We start from the raw sequence: 16,829 nt of genomic DNA on the forward strand, positions 1-16,829 counted from the left end.
TAAATACATCCCTGTAGGCTCGACGCCGGAATCCCGCCGGCGACGGTCCGTGAAGGGGTTACCCAACTCCTACCCCAATACTTAGTTAAGAACGTTTCATTCTCAAAGGAGAAAGATTATGTGTGGCATCGTAGGCGCCGTAGCGCAGCGGGATGTGGTGGATATATTGGTCGAAGGCCTTCGGCGCCTCGAGTATCGGGGCTATGACTCCGCCGGTGTGGCCGTGGTCAACAACGGTGAACTCAAACGCCTGCGCCGGCTGGGCAAAGTCAAAGAACTCGCCGACGCCGTCGCCGCCAGCCCCACCCCGGGCGGCACCGGTATTGCCCACACCCGCTGGGCCACCCACGGTGAGCCGAGCGAGCGCAACGCCCACCCACACGTCTCCAACGACCAGCTGGCCGTCGTACACAACGGCATCATCGAAAACCACACCGCCCTGAAAAAAGAACTCGAAGCGGCGGGTTACCAGTTTGAGTCCCAGACCGACACCGAGGTCATTGCCCACCTGGTCCACCAAACCCGTCTGGAGACCGGCGATCTGTTGAGCGCGGTGCAGAAAGCGGTGAAACAGCTCGACGGCGCCTACGGCACCGTACTGATGGACGCCAACGACGCCGAGCGTCTGGTGGTGGCCCGCTCCGGCAGCCCGTTGGTGATCGGCCTGGGCATTGGGGAAAACTTTATCGCCTCGGACCAACTCGCTTTGCTGCCGGTGACCCGCCGGTTTATCTTTCTGGAAGAAGGTGATGTGGCGGAAATCACCCGCACCAGCGTGCGCATCTTTGATAAAGACGGCAATGCCGTCGAGCGCGAAGAGCATGAGTCTACCGTCAGCTACGACGCCGGGGACAAGGGCCAATACCGTCACTTCATGCTCAAGGAAATTTACGAGCAGCCCCACGCGGTGACCAACACCCTCGAAGGCCGTCTGGGCAAAGAGAGTGTACTGGACGAAACTTTCGGCAACGGGGCCGCCGAGCTGCTGAAGAAAGTGAAGCACGTCCAGATCGTCGCCTGTGGCACCAGCTACCATTCCGCCATGGTCGCCCGCTATTGGCTGGAATCGCTCGCGAATGTGTCCTGCAACGTGGAAATCGCCAGTGAATTCCGCTACCGGAAGTCCGTGGTGCAGCCCGACAGTCTGGTGGTCACCATCAGTCAGTCCGGCGAAACCGCCGACACCCTCGCCGCTCTGCGTCTGGCCAAGGAGCTGGGGTATCTTGGCAGTCTGACCATCTGCAACGTGGCGGGCTCCTCTCTGGTGCGCGAATCCGATCTGGCCTTTATGACCCGCGCCGGGGCGGAGATCGGTGTGGCCTCCACCAAAGCCTTCACCACCCAACTGGTGGGCCTGGCGATGCTGGTGTTGGCACTGGGCAAATACAACGGCCTGAGTACCGAACAGCAGGCCGACATGGTTCAGGCCCTGAAAGGTCTGCCGGCCAAGCTCGAAGAGTCACTGTCGCTCGCCGAGCGCATTGAAGATCTGGCCGAAGAGTTTGCCGATAAACACCACGCCCTGTTCCTCGGTCGGGGCGATCAGTACCCGATTGCGATGGAAGGTGCGCTCAAGCTCAAAGAAATTTCCTATATCCACGCCGAGGCCTACGCGGCTGGCGAACTCAAGCACGGCCCCCTGGCGCTGATCGATGCCCAGATGCCCATCATCGTGGTCGCGCCGAACAATGAGCTGTTGGAGAAGCTCAAATCCAACGTGGAAGAAGTCCGCGCCCGCGGGGGCATCCTCTATGTGTTCGCCGATGTGGAAGCCAACTTCTCCTCGGATGAGACCATGCGGGTCATCAACGTCCCCCACTGCCACCCCTGGCTGGCGCCCATTCTCTACACCCTGCCCCTGCAATTGCTCAGCTACTACGTGGCCATCATCAAAGGCACCGACGTGGACCAGCCACGTAACCTGGCGAAGAGTGTGACGGTCGAGTAACCTGTCGCCTTTGTAGATTCTGAGGCGATCCGAACCATCGAGTACTAACTTGGTGGATCGGATCGCCAACAATAACGCAGAGGTAGACAGCAGGATGATCACAATACGAAGGGCCACCTACGATGATGTGCCGGCGCTGCATGCGCTGGCTGAGCGATTTCTGCTGGAGAATCTGAAAGACCCGGAAAATACCGGTTTTCTGATTTCCAACTTTTCCCTCGATGTCTACAAAGCATATGTGGACAGCGCCGAGTACTTCTGGGTGGCCGAGGAAGACGGCAAGTTGGGTGGATTTCTGCTGGCTTATAAAAGTGAATCGATCAAGCCCGAAGAGGTGATCAATTCCTGCCTGCGTTATTCCGTGATTCAGCCATTTACCCTGATCAAGCAGATCTGCAGTAGCGGCAAGGTGCGCGGTGCGGCGTCGGCGCTGTACCAGAAGCTCTTTGACGAGATGGATACTGAGCTGGCGCTGGCGGCGGTTGTGAACGAGCCGCTGAACACCAAGTCGATTGAATACCATCGCAAACTGGGCTTCGGCCATTTGTGGGATCTGCACCCCCCGGCCGACTACGATGGCGTGACCCGCACCCGTTCCATCTGGTTCTATTCCAAAACCGGCATCCGACCTCAGACTCGTATGGCGCAGGTGGACCGCTCTGAACTGGTGCAGCATTTGATCGAAAAAGAACAGGGAACGGTCAACCTCTACATGCATGAGGACAACCTGAACTGGACCAAGTTGGGTATGTTGGTCACCTTTATGACGGCGCTGCTCACGGCCTTTGGTTTCCTGCTGGAGCGGGATCCAACCACCACCAATAATTGGATTGTCAGTGTCCTGGTGGTGTTCGGGTTTGTGGTGAACATCATGTTCTATCTGAAGTTGAAGTCAGGGCTCGCGTTTCTGAATCATCACAAAAAGAACCTGCGCCGCTTTGATGACGCCTTGGCCGGGGTGTTGCCATCCATCCCCTCGTACCTCGATCGTAAAACCGGCAAGCAGTCCGTTACTGTGCGTGTCATGGTTGTCTTGCCGGTGTTCAGCCTGGGACTCTGGGCGGTGTGCGCCGGGTTACTGCTGCACCGGTACTTTTTATGATCGGGCAGTGACGGGTGTCTCAACACAAAGGCGCGGGCTCGATTAGAGTACAGGGTTTGTTTACTGACTAGGTGCCATACGCAGGGAATATTATGAAGCGAATACTCATAGCCATACTGCTGCTCGTCGCGATCGCGGCGCTTGGTGGTCACTATTATTACGAGCGGCAGGTGGAGCAGCGGGTGGACAGTGCCGCTCGCCTGTTGGGGCAGATGGGCGGCAATCTGGACTATCGCGAGGTGGTCATTGGTCTGTCGGGTGATATTCGGGTCGAGGACATTCTGCTCCGGGTACCCGGTATGCCCAGCGCCGTCAGCATCGATCGGGCTTCGCTGCATACCGGTGGGCTGATGGGGGTCCATCGCCTGGCCATGGATGCTCGCGAGCAGTTATTACCCACCCGCCTGGGTGTGTCGTTTGATGGCATCCGTATCCCCCTGTCCAGTGTGACCGAATCCGGTAATCTGGGGGTCACGGATTCCTTCGCCGCCGCCGGTTGTGGTGATCGGACGGCCTTCAGCGCACTGGACATTGTGAAGATGGGCTACTCCGAATTCGTGATGGATACCCGGGTGGATTATCGCCTGGTGGGTGATGGCGAGCTCTTGAACCTGACCGTCGACACCCTGATGCGGGAGATGAACAACACCCGAGTCGAGATGGACTTTTCCCTTGGCGCGCCGTCACGTCATGCGCCGGCTGTTGCGATGGCCATGGCCAATGCCCAATTGCTGAGCGTAGTGATTGATTATCAGGATAAAGGCTATGCCCAGCGTGTGTCGGCGTTCTGCACTGAACAGACCGGTCTGGATAGGGAGGCGTTTCTCGCTCAGCACCTGAGTGCCTGGCAGGATGTCTGGCACCAATTTGGATTGACTGCCGGGCCGACCCTGGTTGATGGTTATCGGGAATTTTTGTCCAACCCGGATCAGTTCCGGGTGCAGATCAAACCCAGCGGCAGCCTGCACGCTGACGACCTCAGTGGCATGTCAACGGAGCTGATGCTCTATTACCTGCCCATGCAGCTATCGGTCAATCAGGGCCCAATGAAGCGCCTGGACCTGTCGGCCATGGACGAGGCCGAAGCCCAAGCCTGGCGGGAAGCGCGCCGGGAGAGGACCGTTGATTCGGATAGTGAAGCGGAGCAGTCTGGTGATACCGGGCAAGCGCAAGACGACGAAGGTCGGATCACCATGGAGGCGCTGCGCAACGCGAAAGATGCAACGGTGGAACTCCGACTCGCCAACGGGCGCACACTGGAGGGGGTGGTGCATTCGGTCGGGGAAGACCGGTTGCAGTTACAGCGTTTTCAGAACGGGGGTTATGTCATTCAGCCGGTTGATTATGCGGACATTGTTGAGGCTTATCTTCTGGGGGACTGAGTCCGGCTCATTCTCCTCAAGTGCCTGACTAATTGGCGTCGCTTTTGGCTTCTCTGGCGTAACATTCGGTGGTTCAGTCGCGTAAAATAGCGCGGCTTGTATCGGCCGCAGGCCGCCCGATCTGAGAGGCACGCAGACCAAGATGGATTCACTGACACAAATGACCCTCGGCTCCGCCGTCGGTGTCGCGGTAATGGGCCGGCGGGTGCCGGTCTGGCGCTCGGCACTGGTGGGCGCGTTTTTCGGCACCCTGCCGGACCTGGATTCGTTTGTGGACTACGGCGATCCGATCCGCAATGTCACCTATCACCGCGGCGCCAGCCACTCACTGTTCTATCTGTCGCTGCTCTCTCCGTTGTTTGCCTGGTTGATCACCCGCTGGATGCCCTCCGGAGGCTTCCGACGGTGGTGGGCCGCGCTGTGGCTGATTCTGATTACCCATGTGCTGCTCGACACCATGACGGTGTACGGGACCCAGATCGGTCAGCCATTTACCGACTACCCGTTCGGGGTGGCCAGCCTGTTTATCATCGACCCCCTGTACACGCTGCCACTGCTGGTCGGGCTGCTATTGGCGCTGGGCGGTCGGCACCGGGCGAACCACTGGGGACTGGCGCTGACCACGGGCTATCTGCTCTGGAGTATGGCGGCCCAGAGTTGGGTAGAAACCCGAGTCGAGCGCGAGTTGGCGGACCGGGACTGGCCGGTCGAGCGGGTCCTGGTGACCCCCAGTGCATTCAACACACTGCTCTGGCGGGTGTTGGTCATGACGCCGGATAACTATTACGAGGGCTTCTATGCCCTGGCCGATGGCGACCGTGCCATTGAGTTCGATCGCTTCGAGCGCGACCGGGCGTTGTATGAATCCCTACAGAACGATTGGGGGGTGCAGCGAATCGCCTGGTTCAGTAAGGGATTTTTCAAAGTCAGCGCGCGGGACGGAGTGGCGCGGATTACCGACCTGCGCATGGGGCAAGAGCCCTTTTACAGCTTCAACTTTGTGGTGGCCGAGCGGGTGGATGGGCAATGGCAACCGGTTCCGCCGCAACTGCAGATGGAGCGCCCGGATATCGGCGCCGGCCTGCGCTGGATCGTTCGCCGAGCCCAGGGGCAACCCCTGTCGCCGCCCCGAGTGAAGTCAGGTGATGGTGAGTCTTCACTTACCCAAGAACCTCCCAGCGAAAGGCAATAATGTGGAACGATTGGATAAAGCTCTGGTAAGCCGTGGCCTGGCGGATACCCGCAGTCAGGCCCAGAGAATGATCGAGGCCGGGCGGGTTCGCTGTCAGGCGAGCGGCGATTGGCAGGTACTGAACAAGGCCAGCGCCAAAGTGTCGGAAGATCAGGCTCTGGACGTCGAGCCGGGGGATGAAGATCAGTTCGCCTCCCGCGGTGGCTTGAAGTTGCGTGGCGCGCTGGCGCAGTCGGGCCTGAATCCCGAGGGCTGGGTGGCACTGGATGTGGGCCAGTCCACGGGCGGATTTACCGATTGTCTGTTGCAGGCCGGCGCCGCCCGGGTGGTCGGAGTGGATGTCGGTCGGGATCAGCTGGTACCCGCCCTGAGAACCCACCCCAAGGTGGTGTTTTTTGAAGGCATCAATGCCCGGGATCTGCCCAGAGACACCCTGTTGGCGGAGGCGCCAGAGGGCTTTGATCTGATTGTGATGGACGTGTCCTTTATCTCCCAGACGCTGATTTTGCCCGGGTTGCCGGCGCTGCTCAAACCGGGCGGGCACCTGCTCAGCCTGGTCAAGCCGCAATTTGAAGTGGGCAAGGCGGGCATCGGTAAAGGCGGAATTGTCCGCGACGATCGTCTCTATGCCGAGGTGGAGCAGCGAATTCGCGCCCAGTGCGACACCCTGGGACTGACGGTCAATGCCTGGTTTGCGAGCCCGATCAAGGGCGGTGATGGTAATCGGGAGTTCTTTATATCGGCGACAAAAACGTTCGGGGAGTTTTAAACATAAACATTTTTTAGCTGATAAGACGTATAAATCTTCTCAGCGCTCCCCTATACTCCCTCGTGGTCTGTACCACCCTAAGTAAGCGCGGCTTCTGAGCAGGCTCTCCCAACCGGTCGCCCAAGCTGCATGAATCATCCAAAACCATAAAGATGTGTGAGAAGGCAATGAAACAACGAGACCCCGTTTTCGGTCGCCCGCTGGTTGCGGCGTCCCTCTCCGTGTTGCTGGTGGCCTGCGCGCCGGATGACAACACCTCCTCCCCGACCCCGGAACAACGTCAGGCGCCCGCTCAGTCTGAAGCGGTGGCTCCGCTCAGCGATACCGATGCGGCAGTGATTGCCTTGAGTGATACCGAAGCTGATTCCGCCCGCGAGCGGGTGATGCGCCAGGTGAACCTTGAGCCGATTGACGGCCTGAGCGTGGATCTCTGGGCGTCGGAGAAACTGCTGGCCGACCCGGTGGCGATCAGTGTGGACTACCAGGGCCGGGTGTGGGCCGCGGTGACCAACCGCAGCAACAACTCCGAGTTTGATATCCGCCGCTACCCGGACTGGGAACACTCTTCCATGACCTGGACCAGCGTCGAGGATCGGCGGGCGTTTCTGAAAGAAGAGCTGGCCCCGGTAAACAGCGAGCAGAATGCCTGGCTGGACGACCGCAACAACGACGGTTCCCGGGATTGGCGAGATCTGGCGGTGGTCAAAGAGGAAGTCATTCTCCTGCAGGACACCAGCGGTGACGGCCGGGCCAATGAAAGCCGGCGCTTCCTGAAGGACTTCCACAGCGAAGTGACCGATGTGCTGGGCGGCATCTACTATCACAACGAACTGGATGAACTGTTCTTGGGAGTTGCCCCGAACGCCTGGCGGGTCAAAGACACCGATGGCGACCTGAGAGCCGATACCAAGCAGGCCATTTCCGATGGTTTTGCCGTGCACGTGGGGTTCAGTGGCCACGGCATGTCCGGCGTCACGCTGGGGCCGGATGGCCGGATTTACTACGGAATCGGCGACATTGGCGCCAATATCACCGACGTTGACGGCAACGAGTACGCCTACCCCAATCAGGGCGTGATCGTCCGCAGTGAGCCCGACGGCAGCAATTTTGAAGTGTTTGCCCGCGGCGTGCGCAATACCCACGAGTTCACGTTCGATAAATACGGCAACCTGATCACCGTCGATAACGATGGCGACCATGAGGGTGAATACGAGCGGGTGGTCTACCTGATTGACGGCTCCGACACCGGCTGGCGCACCAACTGGCAACTGGGGAAATACAAGGACCCGAAAAACAACACCTACAAGGTGTGGATGGACGAGGACTACTTCAAACCCCGCTTTGAAGACCAGTCCGCCCACATTCTGCCTCCCATCGCCCCCTATCACGCCGGCCCCACCGGCATGGTGTACAACCCGGGCACGGCGTTGAGCGAGCGCTGGAACAACCATTTCTTCGTGGTGGAGTTTGTCGGCTCGGCGGCCCGCTCCGGTATCAACGCGTTTACCCTGGAACCCAAAGGTGCATCGTTCGAACTGGCTTCAGACCAGAACATCTTCCGCGGCGTACAGGCCACCGGCCTGGACTTTGGTCCGGACGGTTCGCTGTTCATGAGCGACTGGATCGAAGGCTGGGGCATCAACGGCAAGGGCCGTATCTGGAAAATGGATGTCACCGAAGGCGTCGACCAGGCTCAGCGGGACAATACCCAGGCGCTTCTGGAGGCGAACTTCGCTGAACGTGACGCGAATGAGCTAGTAGAGCACCTGAGTCACCCTGATATGCGTGTGCGTCAGCGCGCCCAATTGGCTCTCGCGGCCCGTGACGATCAGGCCAGCCTGCTGGAGGTCGCGCAGAACAGCGATCATCAATTGGCCCGTATTCACGCCCTCTGGGGCATTGGCCAGCTTACCCGTCAGGACTCGAGCCGTGCCGCCGTGCTGCTGCCGTTGCTGAGTGATGCCGATCCCGAAATTCGTGCCCAGGTGGCCAAGGTGTTGGGCGATGTGGCCTTTGCCGATGCCCGCCCGGACCTCTTGCCCCTACTGACCGATGACAGTGCCCGGGTGCAGTTCTTCGCCGCCCAGGCGCTCGGTCGCATCGGTAACCCGCAGGATCAGTCGGCGGTGATCGCCATGCTGGAAACGAACGACGATGAAGATGTCTACCTTCGTCAGGCCGGGGCGATTGCCCTGGCTCGCATGGGCGATGCCGAGACGCTGGGCAACCTGGAGACTCACGCCTCCGAAGCGGTGCGCATTGCCGCCGTGGTGGCGCTGAAACGCCTGCAGAGCCCGGAACTGGCCCGCTTCCTGGATGATGCCAGTGAATTTGTGGTGACCAACGCCGCCCGCGGCATCAGCGACGATCATTACGTGGATGCCGCGCTGCCGGCCCTGGCCGAGCTGCTGGCAACCACGGAATTTACCAATGAGCCTCTGCTGCGCCGCCTGATCAACGCCAACCTCTATGTGGGTGGCGACGCTTCGGTGGAGCGCCTGCTGGGCTTCGCCCAACGCGACGACATCGACGGTGTCCTGCGCGCCGAGGCCCTTCACACCCTGTCGGTCTGGCCGGAGAGCTCGGCCTTTGATCGGGTGACGGGCCGTCATCGCGGAGTGGTATCCCACCCGAGCGAGCAGGCCAGCGAACCCTTGATGGCCCTGTCGGCCGAGTTGCTGCAGGATCGCAGCCCGGAAGTTCGTGCGGCCACGGCCAGCGCCCTGGCGATGCTCGGCATCGAAGGTGCCAGCGACGCCCTGGCGGCAACCCTGAAAGACGACGCCAGCCCGATGGTTCGGGCCGCGGCTCTGGAGGCGCTGTTCACGCTGGACTACCCGGATATGGGCCAGGCGGCCCTGACCGCCACCAACGACGCCGATACCGACGTGCGCATGGCCGCGCTGGCCCTGCTGCCCAAGCTCGACCTGCCGACAGAGGAGGTGGTTGAGCTGCATCGGGTGCTGCTGAATAACGGCTCCCTGCCTGAACAGCAGGCGGCCTACCGCTCCCTGGCGAATGTCGATCACGCCAGTGCCCACGCGTTGCTTGGCGAATCCCTGGCGGCCCTGCGCTCCGGTGAGCTGCCTGCCGCGGTGCAACTGGATGTGATCGAGGCGGCCCAGGCCACCGGTAACGAGACCCTGATCGCCGAGCTGGAGGCCTACGAGGCGAGCAAGAACCGCAATAAGCCCCTCGAGGTGTACCGGGAAGCCCTGGAGGGCGGCGATCCGAATGCGGGGATGAACCTGTTCCGCTACAGCAACAGTGCCCAGTGTATCCGCTGTCATATGGTCGGCCACCGCGGCGCTCGGGTGGGTCCCGAGCTCACCGCTATCGGGGACCAGCTGAGCCGTCGCCAGTTGCTGGAGGCGCTGGTGGACCCGGGCGCCCGGGTTCCCGCCGGCCACGGTCGGGTGTCGGTTACGCTGGACAATGGTCAGACGGTCAGCGGTTTCTTTGAGGCCGAGAGTCAGGACAGTATGACCATTGTCGATGGCGAGGAGCGCATTGAGGTGGCCAAGGCCGAGGTGGTGTCCACCGAGTACTCCGGCTCGGGCATGCCGCCCATGGGGCAACTGCTCAATCGCAGCCAGTTGCGTGATATCGTCGCCTACCTGGTGACCCTGCCCACCGAAGAGGAAGCGGAGGGGCACTGACCCTGAGGCTTTTTTGGCGGAGGCGCCCTCGGCTCGCCTCCGCCACAGGCACCCCTGTGGTGCCTCTCTTTAACTGATATACTCCGGTCATAGGTCTTTTTTAACGACAACAAGGTCCCTATGACCACCCCGCTCCTGATTTGCGATGACTCCCTGGTCGCTCGCAAGCAAATGCTCCGCGCCCTGCCTCCCGACTGGGATGTACTGGTCAGCTTTGCCTGTGATGGCGAGGAGTGTCTGCGCTACCTCGAGGCCGATCGGGGTCATATCCTGTTTCTCGATCTGAACATGCCGGTGCTGGACGGTTACGCCGTGCTACGGGAAATTCGGGCCCGGGATTGGCCGACGCTGGTGATCGTCGTCTCGGGGGATATCCAGCCGGAGGCGGAACAGCGGGTGCGGGATCTCGGTGCCGTCCAGATGATCCGCAAGCCCCTGGACCCGGCGCAACTGCAGTCGGTTCTGGTGGAGTTCGGGCTCTACGATCCCTCTGAAGATCGCCGCTTGGCGGTGCACCCGGAAAGCCCTGACCGCAGTACCACCTGGCACGATGTGTTGCAGGAACAGGCCAATATCGCCATGGGCCAGGCCGGTGACTTGCTGGCCCGCTTGCTGGGGGTGTTTGTGGAGCTGTCGGTGCCGAAAGTCAACATGCTTGCGGCCAGTGAGCTCAATATGGCGCTGACCGCTGGCAGCAGCTACCACAAGTGGTCTGGCGTCAGTCAGGGGTTCGTGGGCGGAGGCCTGGGCGGGGAAGCGCTGCTCTTGTTCAGTGATAGCAGCGTGGAGGACATGAGTGCCCTGCTCGGTTATCAGGACGACAACGCGTCCCACAAAGAGCTCGAAGTCCTGATGGACCTGTCCGGCATTCTGGCGGGCGCCTTCCTGAAAGGCCTGGGGGAGCAGTTGCACCTGTCGCCGAGAATCACGCCGCCGGTGGTGCTCGGCACCCACGTCACCATGGACGATCTGCTGCACCACAACAGCCACCTCTGGGAGCAGATGCTGAGCATCGAAGTGTCCTTTGCGGTGGAAAACCACAATATTCTGGGCAATCTGTTGCTACTGTTTACCGAGGATTCGATTCCCCGGCTGCAGGAAACGCTGGATTACCTGCGGCCCGATCCGGAGGGCGCTTCGTGAACCGTACCGAGTTTACCCTGAGCGATGTGCACTGGCTGATGGATCTGTTGCAGACCATCGAGGTGGGAATCGTGGTACTCGACGGCGACAACCGGGTGCGTTCCTGGAACGGCTTTATGGAAAACCACAGCGGCATCCGCGCCGACGAGGCCCAGGGCGCGGATCTGTTTCAGCTGTTTCCGGACCTGCCCCGGGAGTGGCTGGAGCGCAAGCTGCACACCGTCCGCCTGCTGAACACCCGAACCTTCAGCGTCTGGGAGCAGCGACCCTACCTGTTCCGGTTCCGCAATCGCCGCCCGATTACCGGCACCGAAGCCTACATGTTCCAGAACATCACCTTCTTCCCGCTGACCGATCAGCGCGGCGCGGTCGAAGGGGTCTGTCTGCTGGTGTATGACGTGACCGATATGGCGAGCAGCCGACGCCAACTTGAAAAAAGCAACGCCCAGCTCAAGCGGCTGAGCCAGACCGACGGGCTCACCGGGCTGCTCAATCGCAGCACCTGGGAGTCGTTCCTGCAGACCGAATTCGAGCGGCACTTTCGCTACGGTTCCGAAGCGGCTCTGGTCATGTTGGACATTGATCATTTCAAACCGATCAATGATACCTATGGCCACATGGTGGGGGATGAGGTGATCCGTCAGGTCACCAGTCTGATCAAGTTCAATCTGCGCCAACCCGATATCGCCGGTCGCTACGGTGGGGAGGAGTTTGCCATCATCCTTCCGGAAACCGATCTGGAAGGTGCCGAGTGCTTTGCGGAGCGGATTCGCTCGGTGATCGAGCAGCAACCGCTCAAATGCCTCGATCAGACCATCGAAGTTACCGCCAGTCTGGGCATAGCGCCCTGGAGCCTGGCCTACCAGGATGCCGAGCAGTGGCTCGGGGCAGCGGATCAGGCGCTCTACGCCGCCAAGCGTCAGGGCCGCAATCAGGTTGTGGTTGCACCCCCTACCGAATGATCTGACCCCGACCGGCGCCCGTAACCTGCCCTTCAGGGTAAACGTCCGGAGGGGGTGCCGTGCGGCGAGTAGGTTTGTACTGGTTCGGAGATGATTTGCGGGTATCGGATCAGCCGGGGCTGGCTCGTGCCGCAGCGGAAGTGGATCAGTTGATCTGCCTGTATGTGGTGGACTCTGCCTGGTTCCGGCCCGGTTCTCTGGCACTGACCCGGCCACTGGGCATTCACCGGGAGCGGTTCTTACTGGAAGCGCTTCGCGCCCTGGACACCAGTCTGCGTAGCCTGGGCCAGCATCTAAACGTCATCTGGGCGCGACCGCTGGACATCGTACCGGCATTGATTTCCCGCTACAGCATTACCCACCTCTACCGCAGCGACCACCCCGGCTATTACGAGCGGCGTGACTGGCAGTGGCTGCGCGACCACTACCCGCAACTGAGCTTCGTGGACATTCAGAATCAGACCCTGTTCAACGCCGAGCAACTGGGTTTTCACCTGACGGAGCTGCCAACCACCTTTTCGCAGTTTCGCCGACGCGTCGAACAGTGCCCGATTCCCGAAGCCCGGGGCTTTTTGTCAGCCCTGCCGCCGAGCCCGGCCGAAGGCCGCAAGATACCGGTTCCGCCCGAGCGCAACGGCTGTCGCTTTCGCGGTGGGGAAGATGCCGCCCGCATGCACCGGATTCGCTATTTCGACAGCGATGCGCCAGCCCACTACAAACACACCCGCAATGCGCTGGACGACTGGGCTTCCTCCACCAAGTTCTCGCCCTGGCTGGCGCGAGGCTGCCAGTCGCCGCGACAGGTCCATAGCGCGCTGGTGAACTACGAGCGGCACTACGGGGCGAATGAATCCACCGAGTGGATCCGGTTCGAACTGCTGTGGCGGGAATACTTTCAGTGGATGGCCCGAGCCTATGGTGCGGATCTCTATCGGTTTGGCGGCCGGCCGAGGCGCTCGCTCAATACCAGCTTTTATCCCGAGCGGTTTCGCAAATGGTGTGAGGGCGCCACGCCCTACCCGCTGGTGAATGCCGCCATGAACCAGTTGAACCGCACCGGCTATCTGTCCAATCGGGCCCGACAGATTGTCGCCAGTGCCCTGGTCAACGAGCAGCAGGTGGACTGGCGCTACGGCGCCGCCTGGTTTGAACTGCAGTTGATTGATTACGAGGTCGGCAGCAACTGGGGCAATTGGCAGTACATTGCCGGCGTGGGCGCCGACCCCCGCGGCGGTCGGCACTTCAATCTGGCGAAACAGGCCGCCCAGTTCGACCCCGACGGTGAATACGTGCGCCGATGGGGCGACAACCGCGAGCTGACCCCGCTCGATTCGGTGGATGCTGCCGACTGGCCCATTGCCCGTTCGTGACTGAGCTTGAACCCATCAATCTGGTCTGGCTGAAGCGCGACCTGCGCCTGACCGATCACGCCCCTCTGGCCGACGCGGCGACCCGACCCGAGCCCCTGTCGCTGATCTACTGTTTTGAGCCGGAATTGCTCGATGACCCTCACTACGACGAGCGTCACTGGCGGTTTATCTGGCAATCGCTGGATGATCTCGATCGGGTGCTGGCGCCCCTGGGCGGCAAAGTTCACCGGCTCTGGGGGTCGGTCACCGCGCTGTTGGAAGAGATCGATCGCAGCCGACCGGTGGCGGGCCTGTTCAGCCACCAGGAGACCGGCCTGGCGGTGACCTTTGAGCGGGACAAAGCGGTCGCGGATTGGTGTCGGACGCGGGGCGTCCCCTGGCATGAATCACCCACCGGCGCCGTTCAGCGCGGTTTGCCCGATCGTCGCCGGTGGGACCGCGACTGGTATCGGACCCTGGGCGCCGCGCCGCAGGATCCCGAGCTGGAACGCATCCGGTGGGTCGTTTTGCCGGAGGATCTGGGCTCAGGTACTGCGCCCGAGTCGTGGTGCCGGGAGAATCCGGCCTTTCAGCGCGGCGGCATTCGGACCGCCCGCCAGACCCTGGCGAGTTTTCTAGAGCATCGGGGGCGGGATTACCGTCGGGCGATTTCCAGCCCCTCCGCCAGCCGTGAACACTGCTCTCGGCTCTCGCCCTACCTCGCCTGGGGGAATCTCAGCCTGCGCCAGGTATATCAGGCCACGCTGGAGCGCCGGCAGGCGCCGGGATGGCGCTACCCCCTGACCGCGTTCAGCTCCCGGTTGCACTGGCACTGCCACTTTATCCAGAAGTTCGAAAGTGAGTGCGCCATGGAGCACCGGCCGGTCAACCGGGCCTACGAGGCCTTCCCCTACCGCACCGATGACCGGGTCGAAGACGACCTTCAGGCCTGGCGTGAGGGCCAAACGGGCATCCCGCTGGTGGACGCCTGCATGCGCTGCCTGCACCAGACCGGCTACATCAACTTCCGGATGCGGGCCATGCTGGTCAGCGTGTTGTGCCACCACCTGAACATTGATTGGCGTCGGGGTGTGACGCATCTCGCGCGCCTGTTTCTCGATTTTGAGCCGGGTATCCACTACCCCCAGTTTCAGATGCAGGCCGGGGTGACCGGCGTCAACACCATCCGCATCTATAACCCGGTGCGCCAGGCGGAGCAGCAGGATGCGGACGGCACTTTCACTCGCCAGTGGCTGCCGGAGTTGGCCGAGTTGCCGGTGCCGTTGCTCCATCAGCCCTGGGCGCTGGCGCCGATGGAGCGGATGATGTTTGATCTCGCCTACCCCGAACCCATTGTCGACCTGACCGAGGCCGCCCGTGCCGCGCGGGAGCGTTTGTGGGGCTGGCGCAACCGGGTCGAGGTGAAGCGTGAAGGTCAGCGTGTATTGGGGCGTCACGTGCGGCCGTCCTGAGGCGCATCGCCTTGACGATCCTGATATGAGCCTGTACGTTTATCCAGATTCGAGGCGCTTCCGGCCTGAAAAGGGACACAAAAACCGGTACACTGTCGCGCTCGTTTAACGCCATCAAAACCCCCAGTCACCAACCAGCGACCTGCCCATGGATGTATCCGCCCTGCTTAACGATCTGAACGACGCCCAGCGCGAGGCCGTTTCCGCCCCCGCCCATAACCAGTTGATTCTGGCCGGTGCGGGCAGCGGCAAGACCCGGGTGCTGGTGCATCGGATCGCCTGGCTGATTCAGGTCGAGCAGGTATCGCCCTACTCCATCATGGCGGTCACCTTTACCAACAAGGCCGCGCGGGAAATGCGCGCCCGCCTGGAAACGCTGCTGTCCGATACCGGCCAGCCGGTGAATACCCGCAGCATGTGGGTGGGTACCTTCCACGGGCTGGCGCATCGGTTGCTCAAGGCGCATTGGCAGGATGCCGGGCTGCCCCAGAATTTCCAGATTCTCGACAGCGACGATCAACTGCGCCTGATCAAGCGGGTGTATCAGCGCCTGGAACTGGATGAGTCCAAGTGGCCGTTCCGTCAGGCCCAGTGGTTCATCAATGGACAGAAAGACGAAGGCCTACGCCCCCAGCACATCCCGGACAACGGCGATCCGTATATTCGCACCATGCTGATGATCTATCGTGCCTACGAGGAGGACTGCCAACGCAGTGGCTTGGTGGACTTTGCCGAACTGTTGCTGCGCGCTCACGAGCTGTGGTTGCACAAGCCCCACATCCTGGAGCATTACCAGCGCCGTTTTCCGTTTGTTCTGGTGGACGAATTCCAGGACACCAACAGCATTCAGTACGCCTGGCTGCGGGTGCTCGCCGGTAAGACGGCCAAGGTCACCGCCGTGGGCGACGATGACCAGTCCATTTATGGCTGGCGCGGCGCGCGCATTGAAAACATTCAGCGCTTTACCGATGACTTCCCGGGCACCCAGACCATCCGCCTGGAACAGAACTACCGCTCCACCGGTACCATCCTGAAGGCCGCCAATGCGGTGATTGCCAACAACTTCGGTCGCCTGGGCAAACAGCTGTGGACCGACGGGGATGATGGCGAGCCGATCGCACTCTACGCCGCGTTCAACGAACAGGATGAAGCGCGGTTTATCGTCGAGCGCATCGAAGACTGGGTCAAGCAGGGCAACAGTTACTCCAGCTCCGCCATTCTGTATCGCTCCAACGCCCAGTCCCGGGTGTTGGAAGAAGCGCTGTTGCGCGAGGGCATTGCTTATCGCATCTATGGCGGCCAACGCTTCTACGAACGCCTGGAAATCAAAAACGCCCTGGCCTATATGCGCCTGATCGCCAACCCCGATGACGATGCGGGTTTCGAGCGGGTGATCAATACGCCCACCCGGGGCATCGGTGGCAAAACCCTGGATGCGATCCGCGAGTGCGCCCGCGATCAGAACCTGTCCCTGTGGCAAGCCTCGGCGCAGATCATTGCCAACAACGCCCTGCCCGCCCGGGCGGCGAATGCGCTCAAAGGCTTTATGCAACTGATCGACTCGCTCGCCGATCACAGTACGGAAGAACCCCTGGGCGACATCGCCCAGCTGGTACTGGATGAAACCGGGCTGCTGGAATTTCATCGCAAGGAAAAAGGCGAAAAAGGTCAAGCCCGGGAGGAAAACCTGCAGGAACTGGTCAACGCCTGCCGGGTGTTTGATGCCGCCGAGGAAGACGAGCTGTCGGTGTTGCAGCAGTTTCTGGACACCGCCGCGCTGGATGCCGGCGAAACCCAGGCGGACGAGTTTGAAGACGCGGTCCAGTTGATGACCCTGCACTCGGCCAAGGG

General features: G+C 61.3%; 10 protein-coding genes and 1 pseudogene. All 11 read left to right on the forward strand.

The window, feature by feature from the left end; genetic code table 11:
* Positions 1 to 118 precede the first annotated feature (118 nt).
* Entirely contained in the window at positions 119 to 1,948 is a 1,830-nt protein-coding gene (gene glmS, locus B3187_RS12040) for a glutamine--fructose-6-phosphate transaminase (isomerizing) (RefSeq protein WP_286806696.1), read from the forward strand.
* Between the two features lie 94 nt (positions 1,949 to 2,042).
* Positions 2,043 to 3,050 carry a GNAT family N-acetyltransferase gene (locus B3187_RS12045; RefSeq protein WP_286806697.1) on the forward strand — a complete coding sequence of 336 codons (1,008 nt, stop codon included), beginning with the start codon at positions 2,043 to 2,045 and terminating at the stop codon, positions 3,048 to 3,050.
* A gap of 92 nt (positions 3,051 to 3,142) precedes the next feature.
* Positions 3,143 to 4,432 carry a hypothetical protein gene (locus B3187_RS12050; RefSeq protein WP_286806699.1) on the forward strand — a complete coding sequence of 430 codons (1,290 nt, stop codon included), beginning with the start codon at positions 3,143 to 3,145 and terminating at the stop codon, positions 4,430 to 4,432.
* A gap of 142 nt (positions 4,433 to 4,574) precedes the next feature.
* Positions 4,575 to 5,624: a metal-dependent hydrolase gene (locus B3187_RS12055; RefSeq protein ID WP_286806701.1), complete on the forward strand. Its 1,050-nt coding sequence runs from the start codon at positions 4,575 to 4,577 to the stop codon at positions 5,622 to 5,624.
* A gap of 1 nt (position 5,625) precedes the next feature.
* Positions 5,626 to 6,393: a TlyA family RNA methyltransferase gene (locus tag B3187_RS12060; protein ID WP_286806702.1), complete on the forward strand. Its 768-nt coding sequence runs from the start codon at positions 5,626 to 5,628 to the stop codon at positions 6,391 to 6,393.
* Between the two features lie 167 nt (positions 6,394 to 6,560).
* On the forward strand, positions 6,561 to 10,052 hold the full coding sequence (locus B3187_RS12065; protein WP_286806703.1) for a HEAT repeat domain-containing protein: 3,492 nt from the start codon (positions 6,561 to 6,563) through the stop codon (positions 10,050 to 10,052).
* Positions 10,053 to 10,172: 120 nt separating this feature from the next.
* Positions 10,173 to 11,195 carry a response regulator gene (locus tag B3187_RS17465; RefSeq protein ID WP_339619265.1) on the forward strand — a complete coding sequence of 341 codons (1,023 nt, stop codon included), beginning with the start codon at positions 10,173 to 10,175 and terminating at the stop codon, positions 11,193 to 11,195.
* The gene (locus tag B3187_RS12075; RefSeq protein WP_286806704.1) at positions 11,192 to 12,157 is read left to right on the forward strand and encodes a sensor domain-containing diguanylate cyclase; all 966 of its coding nucleotides are present in this window, start codon (positions 11,192 to 11,194) and stop codon (positions 12,155 to 12,157) included. Before B3187_RS17465 ends, B3187_RS12075 begins: the two co-directional genes overlap by 4 nt.
* A gap of 59 nt (positions 12,158 to 12,216) precedes the next feature.
* Positions 12,217 to 13,527: a DASH family cryptochrome gene (locus B3187_RS12080; protein WP_286806705.1), complete on the forward strand. Its 1,311-nt coding sequence runs from the start codon at positions 12,217 to 12,219 to the stop codon at positions 13,525 to 13,527.
* Complete coding sequence (locus B3187_RS12085) at positions 13,524 to 14,978, forward strand: cryptochrome/deoxyribodipyrimidine photo-lyase family protein (protein ID WP_286806706.1); 1,455 nt, start codon at positions 13,524 to 13,526, stop codon at positions 14,976 to 14,978. Before B3187_RS12080 ends, B3187_RS12085 begins: the two co-directional genes overlap by 4 nt.
* A 148-nt stretch (positions 14,979 to 15,126) precedes the next feature.
* Positions 15,127 to 16,829: pseudogene (gene uvrD / locus B3187_RS12090) on the forward strand (DNA helicase II); the annotation flags it as partial.

Origin of the sequence: Marinimicrobium sp. UBA4209 (assembly GCF_002381585.1) — a bacterium.
Classification (GTDB): Bacteria; Pseudomonadota; Gammaproteobacteria; order Pseudomonadales; family Cellvibrionaceae; genus Marinimicrobium; species Marinimicrobium koreense.

Coding starts and splice junctions, on each gene's coding strand:
- glmS (WP_286806696.1), top strand. CDS start 119: ATGTGTGGCATCGTAGGCGCCGTAGCGCAGCGGGATGTGGTGGATATA.
- B3187_RS12045 (WP_286806697.1), top strand. CDS start 2,043: ATGATCACAATACGAAGGGCCACCTACGATGATGTGCCGGCGCTGCAT.
- B3187_RS12050 (WP_286806699.1), top strand. CDS start 3,143: ATGAAGCGAATACTCATAGCCATACTGCTGCTCGTCGCGATCGCGGCG.
- B3187_RS12055 (WP_286806701.1), top strand. CDS start 4,575: ATGGATTCACTGACACAAATGACCCTCGGCTCCGCCGTCGGTGTCGCG.
- B3187_RS12065 (WP_286806703.1), top strand. CDS start 6,561: ATGAAACAACGAGACCCCGTTTTCGGTCGCCCGCTGGTTGCGGCGTCC.
- B3187_RS17465 (WP_339619265.1), top strand. CDS start 10,173: ATGACCACCCCGCTCCTGATTTGCGATGACTCCCTGGTCGCTCGCAAG.